8 protein-coding genes and 1 pseudogene are annotated in these 10,262 nt (G+C 70.4%); 3 read left to right on the forward strand and 6 right to left on the reverse strand.

What is annotated here, in order from left to right; translation table 11 throughout:
- Positions 1 to 70: 70 nt before the first annotated feature.
- Positions 71 to 2,494, reverse strand: a complete 2,424-nt coding sequence (locus ABZT17_RS43985) for a transglycosylase domain-containing protein (protein WP_356357802.1) — start codon at positions 2,492 to 2,494, stop codon at positions 71 to 73.
- A gap of 332 nt (positions 2,495 to 2,826) precedes the next feature.
- Here ABZT17_RS43985 and ABZT17_RS43990 point away from each other — a divergent pair, with 332 nt between their 5' ends.
- The 3 genes from ABZT17_RS43990 to ABZT17_RS44000 are packed head-to-tail and all read left to right on the forward strand — an operon-like array spanning position 2,827 to position 6,364.
- Positions 2,827 to 3,351, forward strand: coding sequence for a PadR family transcriptional regulator (locus tag ABZT17_RS43990; protein ID WP_356357803.1), 525 nt, complete (start codon positions 2,827 to 2,829; stop codon positions 3,349 to 3,351).
- Positions 3,348 to 4,034 (forward strand): ABC transporter ATP-binding protein, encoded by a 687-nt coding sequence (locus ABZT17_RS43995; protein WP_356357804.1) that lies wholly within the window; start codon positions 3,348 to 3,350, stop codon positions 4,032 to 4,034. The genes ABZT17_RS43990 and ABZT17_RS43995 overlap by 4 nt, the downstream gene beginning before the upstream one ends.
- Positions 4,031 to 6,364: an FtsX-like permease family protein gene (locus ABZT17_RS44000; protein ID WP_356357805.1), complete on the forward strand. Its 2,334-nt coding sequence runs from the start codon at positions 4,031 to 4,033 to the stop codon at positions 6,362 to 6,364. The genes ABZT17_RS43995 and ABZT17_RS44000 overlap by 4 nt, the downstream gene beginning before the upstream one ends.
- A 73-nt stretch (positions 6,365 to 6,437) precedes the next feature.
- On the opposite strand, the gene ABZT17_RS44005 is transcribed toward ABZT17_RS44000, so the two are convergent.
- The 5 genes and pseudogenes from ABZT17_RS44005 to ABZT17_RS44025 all read right to left on the reverse strand — a co-directional run.
- Positions 6,438 to 6,866, reverse strand: coding sequence for a hypothetical protein (locus ABZT17_RS44005; protein WP_356357806.1), 429 nt, complete (start codon positions 6,864 to 6,866; stop codon positions 6,438 to 6,440).
- A 4-nt stretch (positions 6,867 to 6,870) separates the two neighbouring features.
- Complete coding sequence (locus ABZT17_RS44010) at positions 6,871 to 7,257, reverse strand: roadblock/LC7 domain-containing protein (protein ID WP_356357807.1); 387 nt, start codon at positions 7,255 to 7,257, stop codon at positions 6,871 to 6,873.
- A 33-nt stretch (positions 7,258 to 7,290) separates the two neighbouring features.
- Positions 7,291 to 8,115, reverse strand: coding sequence for a MarR family transcriptional regulator (locus ABZT17_RS44015; protein WP_356357808.1), 825 nt, complete (start codon positions 8,113 to 8,115; stop codon positions 7,291 to 7,293).
- 393 nt (positions 8,116 to 8,508) lie between these two features.
- Positions 8,509 to 9,987 (reverse strand): AI-2E family transporter, encoded by a 1,479-nt coding sequence (locus ABZT17_RS44020; RefSeq protein WP_356357809.1) that lies wholly within the window; start codon positions 9,985 to 9,987, stop codon positions 8,509 to 8,511.
- 152 nt (positions 9,988 to 10,139) lie between these two features.
- Positions 10,140 to 10,262, reverse strand: a pseudogene (locus ABZT17_RS44025) (lytic transglycosylase domain-containing protein); the annotation flags it as partial.

The raw sequence follows: 10,262 nt of genomic DNA on the forward strand, positions 1-10,262 counted from the left end.
GGGCGCGGGCTGAGCAAGTCACGGCCGCCGCCGGGCCGTTCCCCTCACCCGCGCCCCTTCTTGTCGCCGTCTACTGGCCGTCGTTCGGATTGAGCGGGTTGTCCAGCGGGCCCGAGGGGGTGTTGGACGGGGTGTTGCTGGGGGTGCTCGACGGCGTGTTGCTCGGCGTACTCGACGGCGTGTTGCTGGGAGTGCTCGACGGAGTGTTGCTCGGCGTACTCGACGGCGTGTTGCTGGGAGTGCTCGACGGAGTGTTGCTCGGCGTGCTCGACGGGGTGTCCGAGGGCTGCACCGCGGCGCCCTGGGTGGTGTCCAGCTCGAACTTGGTGACGCCGTCCATCACCCCGAAGGTGTAGGCGGCCCAGATCCGTGCCGGGTAGCTGCCACCGTTGATACGGCCGCTCGGGCTTCCGGGGACATTGCCCGTGGCGCCCGTCATCGGCACCTGGGCGTGCGACTTGGGGTCCTCGCCGAACAGGCCGACGGAGGTCACCAGGCTCGGTGTGAAGCCGGTGAACCAGGCCGACTTGTTGTTGTCGGAGGTACCCGTCTTGCCGGCGACCTGCTGGCCGTCGCGCTGCGGGTTGCTCGCCACCGACGTCTTCGCCGTACCGTCGTCGACCACGCCCGTGAGCACCGAGGTCACCGTGTCGGCGGCCTCAGGGGTGATCACCTGGCTGCCGATGGGGTTCGGGAAGCTGACGGGCTGGTTCTTGCGCTCGGCCGACTTGATGATCGTCGGGGTGACCTTCTTGCCGTGGTTGTCGAGGGTGGCGTAGATGCCGGCCATCTCCATCGGGCTGGCGCCCATGGAACCCAGCGTCTGCGCGGGAACCGCCTGCATGCCCTTGGTGTCCATGCCGAGCTTGCCGGCGACGGTCATCACCTCGTTCATGCCCACGTCGACGCCCATCTGCGCGAAGACCGAGTTCACGGAGTCGTTCATCGCCTTCTGGACGGTGATCTTCCCGTAGTTCTGCTTGTCCTCGTTGGGCGGTGCGAAGCCGACCTTGGTGCCGTTGTCGACCACCTGGCGGCCGCTGGTGCCGTCGTAGATCGTGTTCGCGTCGATCGCACGGCCGTCCTGGGTCTTCGCGTCCTCGTTGAGCGCGGCGGCCAGGATGACCGGCTTGAAGGTGGAGGCGGGCTGGTAGTCCTTGCGGGTCGCGTTGTTCGTGTAGTGCTTGAAGTAGTCCACGCCGCCGTACAGGGCGACGACCTTGCCCGTCTTCGGGTCGACCGAGACGGCACCGGCCTGGACGACGCCGTCGACCTTCCGCTTCTTCGCGTCGAGCCTGCTGGTCAGCTGCTGCTTGACCGACCGCTCCAGCGATTTCTGCTTCTTCTTGTCGATGTTCAGGGTGACGGTCCAGCCGCCCTGGGTGACCAGCGCCTCGGCGTCATTGATGTTGGAGGCGGTGCCGTTGGCCACGAGCTGCCGCTCCAGCGCCGCGTTGGCCGCGTCGACCAGGTAGCCGGTCTGCCCCTCCATGCCGGGCGGCGCCTTGGGCGCCTTCGGCACCGGGAACTTCAGGGCCTGGCGCTTGCTCGCGTCCAGCCAGTGCATCTCGACCATGTTGTCCAGGACGTAGTTCCAGCGCGCCTGCACCAGCTTCTTGCCGGTGTCGCTGGCGATCGCCCAGTCGTACTGGTTCGGCGCCTGGAGCAGGGCCGCGAGGTACGCGCCCTCCTGGACCGTCAGTTTCTGGGCGTCCTTGTGGTAGTACGCCTGCGACGCGGCCTGGATGCCGTAGGCGCCCCGGCCGTAGTAACTGGTGTTGATGTAGCCGGCGAGGATGTAGTCCTTGGTCTTCTGCCGGTCCAGCTTCAGCGAGATGACCAGTTCCTTCAGCTTGCGCGTGACGGTCTGGTTCTGGGTCAGGTAGTAGTTCTTGACGTACTGCTGGGTGATCGTCGAACCGCCCTGCGCGCCCTTGCCGGAGAGCGTGTTGAGCAGGCCTCGGGCCGTGCCCCTCAGATCGACACCGGAGTCCTTGTAGAAGGTCTTGTTCTCGGCGGCGACGAAGGTGTGCTGGACCTCTTTGGGGACCTGGGCGAGGTCGACGGTCTCCCGGTTGAGCTTGCCGCTGCGGGTGAGGATCGAGCCGTCGCTGTACTTGTAGACGTTGCTCTGCAGGGTGGCGTCGGCGTTCGCCGCCGGGATCGGGGTCATCATGTACAGCGCGATGAAGGCGCCCATGCCGAGCAGGCACACGCCGAGGAAGCCGCCGACGATCTTCTTCCAGGTGAAGAGCCGGCGTATGAAGCCGCGGCCGTCCTTCCCCTTGTCCTTGCCGGCCTTGCCCCGGCCGCCCTTGCCCTGGGCTGCCCTCCGGGCCGCGGCCCGGCCGCCCTCCATGGGGCCGGGCTCGGCTATGCCGACCGACGCGGTGCCGGCCGGGCGGGTGGGCGCCGCCGTGCCCGACGAGCGCGCGGGGGGAGCCGCGCGGCGGCCACCGCGCTGTCGCGCTCGTCTCTCTTCCGCTCGTCCCATGGGTCCGTTCCGCTCCGCTTCGTTCATGTGTGCTCATCCGTCACACAGGTTCGCCGCACAGGTCAGCTCAGAAAGCTAACACCGGGAGATGTGGCAAAGGCCCGCTGTTCCGGGCTTTTGCGGACGTGACAATCAGCACCCGCTCCGATGAAACCGACGGACAGAAGCGGTCGAAGGTTGCCCAGGAGTGGGAAGCGATACCACCTCGACACCTCCGCGCGCTGTTGCAGAACCATGACAATGGGCCGCCACCTGCGCACTCCCACACCCCGCCATGATCTACACACTCCGCGTATACATGAGGCGTATACACCGCGTGTACAGTCCTCGGCATGTCCATCGGTCACACCCTTCTGGGACTCCTTGAGTCCGGGCCACGTCATGGTTACGACCTCAAACGGGCCTTCGACGAGAAGTTCGGTCACGATCGGCCACTGCACTACGGCCAGGTCTACTCGACGATGTCCCGCCTGCTGAAGAACGGGCTCGTCGAAGTCGACGGCATCGAGGCGGGCGGCGGACCCGAGCGCAAGCGGTACGCCATCACCGGCGCCGGGGTCACCGACGTCGAGCGCTGGCTCGCCACGCCGGAGGCCCCCGAGCCGTACCTCCAGTCGACGCTCTACACCAAGGTCGTCCTCGCGCTGCTGACGCACCGCAACGCGGCCGACATCCTCGACACCCAGCGGGCCGAGCATCTGCGGATGATGCGCATCCTCACGGACCGCAAGCGCAGGGGCGATCTCGCCGATCAGCTCATCTGCGATCACGCCCTCTTCCATCTCGAGGCCGACCTGCGCTGGCTGGAGCTCACCGCGGCGCGCCTCGACAAGCTCGCCGAGGCGGTGGCCAGGTGACTCCTGCCGGTTCTCTTCTCGTCGCCGACGACCTGCGCAAGGCGTACGGGCCGACCACCGCGCTCGACGGCGCCGGGTTCTCCATCCACCCCGGCGAGGTGGTCGCCGTCATGGGCCCCTCCGGGTCGGGCAAGTCGACCCTGCTGCACTGTCTCGCCGGGATCGTGACGCCCGACTCCGGGTCGATCCTGTACGCCGGACGCGAGATGGCGACCATGAACGACGCGGAGCGCAGCGCGCTGCGGCGCTCCGAGTTCGGGTTCGTGTTCCAGTTCGGGCAGTTGGTGCCGGAGCTGACCTGCGTCGAGAACGTCGCCCTTCCGCTCCGGCTGAACGGCACCTCCCGCAAGGAGGCCGAGCGGGCCGCGCTGACCTGGATGGAGCGGCTGGAGGTCGACGACCTCGCAAAGAAGCGGCCCGGCGAGGTGTCCGGCGGCCAGGGGCAGCGGGTCGCCGTGGCCCGGGCGCTGGTCACCGACCCGCGCGTGCTGTTCGCCGACGAGCCCACCGGCGCCCTCGACTCGCTCAACGGCGAGCGCGTCATGGAGCTGCTCACGGACGCCGCCCGGACCACCAACGCGGCCGTCGTGCTCGTCACGCACGAGGCGCGGGTGGCCGCCTACTCCGACCGCGAGATCGTCGTACGGGACGGGAAGTCCCGGGACATGGAGCGCGTCGTATGAGCCTGCGGGGGTGGGCCGGGGATCTGGCCATGGGGGTGCGCTTCGCCTTCGCCGGCGGGCGTGAGGGGTGGACGCGGGCCGTGCTGACGGCCGTCGGCGTCGGCCTCGGGGTGGCGTTGCTGCTGCTGACCACGGCGATACCGAGCGCGCTGTCCGCGCGGAACCATCGCGGCACCGACCGGGACGACTTCACCTACAGCGCGAACGCGCTGAAGAAGGCCGAGAACACGCTCGTCATCGCCGACACGGACACCACCTTCCGCGGCAAGGACGTGCGAGGGCGGCTGGTGGAGCCCGAGGGGGCGAAGGCGCCGCTGCCGCCCGGGGTCGGGAAGTTCCCGGGCAAGGGCGAGATGGTCGTCTCTCCCGCGCTCGAGCGGCTGCTGGACTCCGGCTCCGGCCGGATACTGCGGGACCGGATGCCGTATCGGGTGATCGGCACCATCGGGCAGTCCGGGCTGATCGGGCCCACCGAACTCGCCTACTACGCGGGCGCGACCGGGCTGGAGAACCATCTGGCGAGCGGCTCGGTCGAGCGGATCGACTACTTCGGGCCCTCCCCGCAGCACACACCCGACAAGCTGGACCCGATCCTCATCCTGCTCGTCATGATCATCTTCGTGGTGCTGCTGCTGCCCGTCGGTGTGTTCATCGCGGCCGCCGTGCGCTTCGGCGGTGAGCGTCGGGACCGCCGGCTCGCGGCCCTCAGGCTGGTCGGGGCGGACGGGCGGATGGCGCGCCGGATCGCCGGGGGCGAGGCGCTCGCGGGGGCGCTGCTCGGCCTCGTGCTCGGCACCGTCTTCTTCCTGGCCGGGCGGCAGCTGGCGGGGTCGCTGGTGGTGCGGGACATCAGTGTGTTCCCGAGCGACCTCAACCCCTCGCCCGCGCTGGTCGCGCTGGTCGCCGTCGCCGTACCGGCCGCGGCCGTCCTGGTGACGCTGTTCGCGCTGCGCGGGGTGGTCATCGAGCCGCTCGGCGTGGTCCGTACGGCGAAGCCGCCGCGCCGGCGGCTGTGGTGGCGGCTGCTGCTGCCGCTGGCCGGTCTCGCGCTGCTGTACCCGATGGTCGGGCAGGGCCGCGACAACGGCGACTTCAACGAGTGGATGGTGATCGGCGGCACCGTGCTGCTGCTGGTCGGCGTCACCGCGCTGCTCCCCTGGGTCGTGGAGGCCGTGGTGAGCCGGCTCGACGCCGGGTCCGTGTCCTGGCAACTGGCCGTGCGCAGGCTGCAGTTGAGCAGCGGCTCGGCGGCCCGCATGGTCAACGGCATCGCGGTCGCGGTGGCCGGGGCGATCGCGCTGCAGATGCTGTTCGCCGGGGTCGAGCACGACTACGTCAAGGACACCAGCAACGACCTGAGTCGGGCCCAGATGCAGATCTACATACGCGGCGACGTCCCGGTGGCCGACGCCGCCCGGCAGCTCGCGGCGACCAAGGGCGTGCGGCGCGCCTCGGCCATCTCGCAGGGCTCGCTCGGCGACCGGCCCAAGGAGGCCGACACCACCCTGGAGGTGGCCGCGGGCACCTGCGCGGAGCTGCGGGAGGTGGCCCGGCTGTCCTCCTGCCGCGACGGTGACGTCTTCGTGGTCAAGGGCGGCAGCTACGACGCCAAGGCCAGGGAGCTGACCACCGCGGGCCGCACCCTGTACTTCGACCCGGTCTACAGCGGCTCCACGCACCACACGGTGGCCTGGAAGGTGTCCCCCGGCGTCAAGGCGGCGGCCGAGCGCGAGGACCCGACCGGGTATGCGCGCGGCGGTCTGCTGTTCACCCCGGGCGCGCTGCCCCCGGGCACCATGGCCGGCATGGTCCAGCAGGTGTACGTCTCGCTGAACCCGTCGGTGCCGGACGCCGACGACTACGTACGCAACACCGCCGCGCGACTGGACCTGCTGGCGGATGTGAACACCATGGCGGCCAGCAGGACGTCGCTGCAGTTCCGCTCCATCCGCACCGGCCTGTTCGTCGGCGCGACCTGTGTGCTGATGCTGATCGGCGCGAGCCTGCTGGTCTCCCAGCTGGAGCAGCTGCGCGAGCGCAAGAAGCTGCTGTCGGCGCTGGTCGCGTTCGGCACCCGGCGCCGCACGCTGAGCCTGTCGGTGCTGTGGCAGACGGCGATCCCGATCGCGCTGGGCCTGCTGCTGGCCGCGGTGGTCGGACTGACGCTGGGCGCGGTGCTGCTGAAGATGGTCGAGGTCTCGGTGAGCGTGGACTGGGCGAGCGTGCTGTCGATGACGGCGATCGGCGCCGGGGTCGTCCTCGCGGTGACCCTGCTCAGCCTGCCGCCGCTGCTGCGGCTGATGCGCCCGGACGGGCTGCGCACGGAGTAACCGAGCGCGGCCGGACCCCACGGCCACGGCGGCCCCTCCCCCTGCGACGGGGAGGGGCCGCCGTCCTGTGCGCTCACAGGCCGTAGCTCTGCACCACCCGCCGTACCTGCGCGAACAGCATCCCCACATTGACGGACTTGCGGCAGACCACCACCGCGACGACGTCCTGCTGCTCGTTCATCCTCACGAACAGGTGAGTGAGGTTCTCGCTGTTGACCAGGATCTCCTGGAAGAAGTGGTTCTCGCTCTGGACGCCGCGACGCTCCTTGAACACGTCCTCGATCATCACCACCGTCCGCCCCTGGAACAGGTCGAGGGTCGCACCCGCGAGCAGGTCCAGGACCTCCGGCGGGTGGTTGTCGACCGTCTCGTACGACAGCAGCATGCCGGTGGACATGTCGACGATGCCCGAGGCGACACAGTCGGGGGCATCCGTACGCAAGGACTTGACCAGGCCCATCACCTGGTCGGAGAAACCGGGGGTCATACGCTTTGTCGCCATCCCTTCAGACTCCTTCTGCCGTCTTGTTCATGAGGATCGAACCGATCCGGTCCAGGGCGGGCTGGGTCGCCAGATGCAGCCGGTCGACGTCCATGCCCTCGTCGCCGAGGACGACCATCAGGGCCGTGTCGCCGACGGCGTAGAAGGCGGCACAGCCGTGGCTTCCGTAGGTCACCGTCTGGCGCAGGGTGCCGCGGGAGGTCGCCTGGGCGGTGCGGCGGGCCAGGCCCAGGCCGGCCGCGGCGAGCGCGGCGAGCCCTTCCGGGTCGATCGAGTCGGCGGTGTCGGCCGCGATGAGCAGCCCGTCGGCCGCCGCGACCGCGGTGTCGGTGATGCCGGTGACCTGCTCGCGCAGGACACGCATCTCCAGCGCCAGGGCTTCGTGATCCATTCCATCAACTCCCGTAATTTCCTTGGGATCTGTTCATCTCGGGGTTCCGTTCCTGAGGCGGAAGAAGCCGCCCGGCCTACGGCGGGGCAGGTCGTCCGGTGCGGGCGGTTCGGGCGGGGGCGGGACGGGCGGCGGGGGTGTCCGGTGCCGTACGCCCTCGGGCGGGGTGCGGACCGGGATGGGCGCGGGGGACGCGGGACACTCCAGGAGGCCCTCGGCGAGCATGCGGGCGAGTTCGACGGTGACGGTGTAGACACCGCGCCCGGTGCGGAAGGCGAGGTCCCGGGCGGTACGGCGGCCGTCGGCATGCGCCAGCAGATCGCTGCGGAGTTCGCTCATCGGGCGGTCCAAGCCCCTCACCGGGAGCGGCCGTTCACGGTCCGGGTGGACCGGGTGGGGCAGCGTGGCGAGGGCGGCGAGCCTGCGTGCGGCCTCCTCCAGGAGCCGGGCGGGGGGTTCGCCGACGGGAACCGGGGCGGGCGGCTCCCCACCGGCGGCGATCCGTTCGCAGCCGTCGACCCGGCCCGCGACGACCGCGAACGCCGCGTCGTGCAGGGCCATTTCGCAGACCACCCGCAGCTGGGCGGCCCCGGTGTACCCGTGCGCGATCAGCCCGGCGACCGGCCAGCGCGCACCCCCGGCCTCCCGCACGAGCGCCGCCCACTGCTCCCCGTTCACCCGCCCGGACCGCAGCAGCAGCGCCTCGGGCCCGGGCGCGCCCGGGCTCTCCACGGCGACGACGAGCCCGTTACGGAGGTGGAAGGTCCCCCCGGGCATCCCCGTCACCCGCAACCGCCCGGTCGCCCCCTCGCGCCCACAGGCACCCAGAGCCCGCGCCAGCAGCTCATAGCCCGACATCACGCCCCCAGGGCCTGTCCGGCGGATCGGGTCGGTGTCGCGGGGCCTGGCACGCACTCCCCCGGAGGGGGACCCCCAGCCGCGTTGTCGTCACTCGCCATGGCTCCGCCATGCCTCCCTCCTCCGCCTTGCAGCTGCACGCACCAGGCCCCGCTCGGCGTGGCCAAGAAGCGCCGTACCTCAAGGCCGACCTGATCCGCCGGACAGGCTCTCGCCCGCCCCAGCCGAGTCGCACATACGCCTGACGCGTAGCGCTGAGGGGGGAAGATGTATCAGTCCGGGCGCATATTCCGTCCGGGGATTTCCGACCTGTCCCCGGTTGGCGGAAGTTGAGCCGCGCGTCCGCCCAATTGGCTTTGTTCGAGGCTCATTTGATCGATTGGGAAGCGCTTTTCAAACGGTGTCGTCGGGGTCGCCGACATCGGAACCGGCGTCCAGTCGGCCCGTCGAGTAGGCCCGCAGATACCCCACCACCGTATTGGTCACCGCCACCAGCGGTACGGCGACCACCGCACCGCCGATGCCCGCGACCATGCCGCCCGCGGCGACCGTCAGGACCACCGCGAGGGGGTGGACCCGGACCGCGCGGCCGAGGATGAAGGGCTGCAGGATGTGGCCCTCGATCTGCTGGACGGCGAGGACGACGGCCAGGGTCATCACGGCGGTGAAGACGCCCTGGGTGACGAGGGCGACCACCACGGCCAGGGCGCCGGAGGCCACCGCGCCGACGAGCGGGATGAAGGAGAACAGGAAGATGAAGACGGCGAGCGGGACGGCCATGGGCACGTCGAGGAAGTAGATGCCGATACCGATGAAGATGGCGTCGATGAGGGCCACCAGGACCGTGCCGCGGACGTAGGCCGTGAGGGTGCGCCAGGCGGCCGGGCCGGCGCCGGCGACGGCCGGGCGGGCCGCGGCCGGGACCAGCTTCAGGCTCCACTCCCAGATACGACGGCCGTCGTAGAGGAGGAAGAGGGTCGAGAAGAAGGTCAGGAGGATGCCGGTGAGGGCCTCGACCACGACCTGGACGCCCTCCAGGCCGAACGACGTGATCTGGTCGGTGTTGGCGCCGACCGCCTCCCGCAGGTTCTTGGCGATCTGGTTGATCTGCTTGTCGGTGACGTGGAAGGGGCTCTTCAGAAGCCAGTTGCGCAGGTCGTCGATGCCGTTCTGGATCTGGTCGGAGAGATTGTCGATGTTCTCCATGACCTGCCAGGTCACGAACCAGCCGATCAGGCCGAGGACGACGAAGCCGAGGATCGCGGTGAGCGCGGTGGCGGGGCCGCGCGGGAAACCGTGACGCTGCAGGCGGGCCACCGTGGGCTGGAGCAGGGCCGTGATCAGCAGGGCGACCACGAAGGCGAACACGACGAGTTGTACGGCGCTGATGACCCGCATCAGCACCCACACCGTGCCCGCGAGCACCAGCAGGCGCCAGCCGGCCTCCGCGGCGACCCGTACGCCCCACGGGACCGCCTGGGCGGGGTCGGGGCGCACCGGGACGACGATGGCGCGGGTGGTCTCCGGCGCCCGGTCCTCTGGGGCCTCGGCATCCGCGGGGGCGGCGGACTCCGCGGAGCCGGCGGACTCCGCCGGGCCGGCGGAGTCCGCGGGGTCCTCGGAACCCACCGGGCCGGTGGAGTTCGCGGGGCCGGCGGTCGTCGAGGGCTTGGCGGTCGTCGAGGGCTTGGGGGTCGGCGTGGGCTTGGCGGCCGTCGTGGGCTCGGGGGTCGGCGGGGTGCGCTTCGGGCGGGGCGGGGGGCCGGCCTCGGCCTCCTCGCGCTCCACCTCGGCGCGCCGCTCCTCCAGACGTTCGCTGACCTCGGTCAGCCCGGCACCGAGCCGACCGAGCCACCCTGGCACTCGCGACATGATCCGTCCTCTTCCCCCGCGTCCCCGGGTGCTGGCCACCACTCCCCCCTGGAGTCGTTCGCGTCCGACCGTACAGGGCGACAGCCCCTCCCCCTAGGACGGGGAGGGGCTGTCGAGGGTTGAGAGGCGAGACGACGAGTCTCGGCGACCGCTCAGTACCAGTGGTTGGCGGACCAGAAGGACCAGGCCTCACACGGGCTGCCGTAGCGGCTGTTCATGTAGTTGAGGCCCCACTTGATCTGGGTGGCCGGGTTCGTCTGCCAGTCGGAGCCGGC

The sequence above is a fragment of the Streptomyces sp. NPDC005648 genome, assembly GCF_040605395.1.
Classification (GTDB): domain Bacteria; phylum Actinomycetota; class Actinomycetes; order Streptomycetales; family Streptomycetaceae; genus Streptomyces.

What these genes read in the sequence shown, in the direction of transcription:
- ABZT17_RS43985 (WP_356357802.1), bottom strand. Translation starts at nt 2,494, where the DNA reads ATGGGACGAGCGGAAGAGAGACGAGCGCGACAGCGCGGTGGCCGCCGC.
- ABZT17_RS43990 (WP_356357803.1), top strand. Translation starts at nt 2,827, where the DNA reads ATGTCCATCGGTCACACCCTTCTGGGACTCCTTGAGTCCGGGCCACGT.
- ABZT17_RS44000 (WP_356357805.1), top strand. Translation starts at nt 4,031, where the DNA reads ATGAGCCTGCGGGGGTGGGCCGGGGATCTGGCCATGGGGGTGCGCTTC.
- ABZT17_RS44005 (WP_356357806.1), bottom strand. Translation starts at nt 6,866, where the DNA reads ATGGCGACAAAGCGTATGACCCCCGGTTTCTCCGACCAGGTGATGGGC.
- ABZT17_RS44010 (WP_356357807.1), bottom strand. Translation starts at nt 7,257, where the DNA reads ATGGATCACGAAGCCCTGGCGCTGGAGATGCGTGTCCTGCGCGAGCAG.
- ABZT17_RS44015 (WP_356357808.1), bottom strand. Translation starts at nt 8,115, where the DNA reads ATGTCGGGCTATGAGCTGCTGGCGCGGGCTCTGGGTGCCTGTGGGCGC.
- ABZT17_RS44020 (WP_356357809.1), bottom strand. Translation starts at nt 9,987, where the DNA reads ATGTCGCGAGTGCCAGGGTGGCTCGGTCGGCTCGGTGCCGGGCTGACC.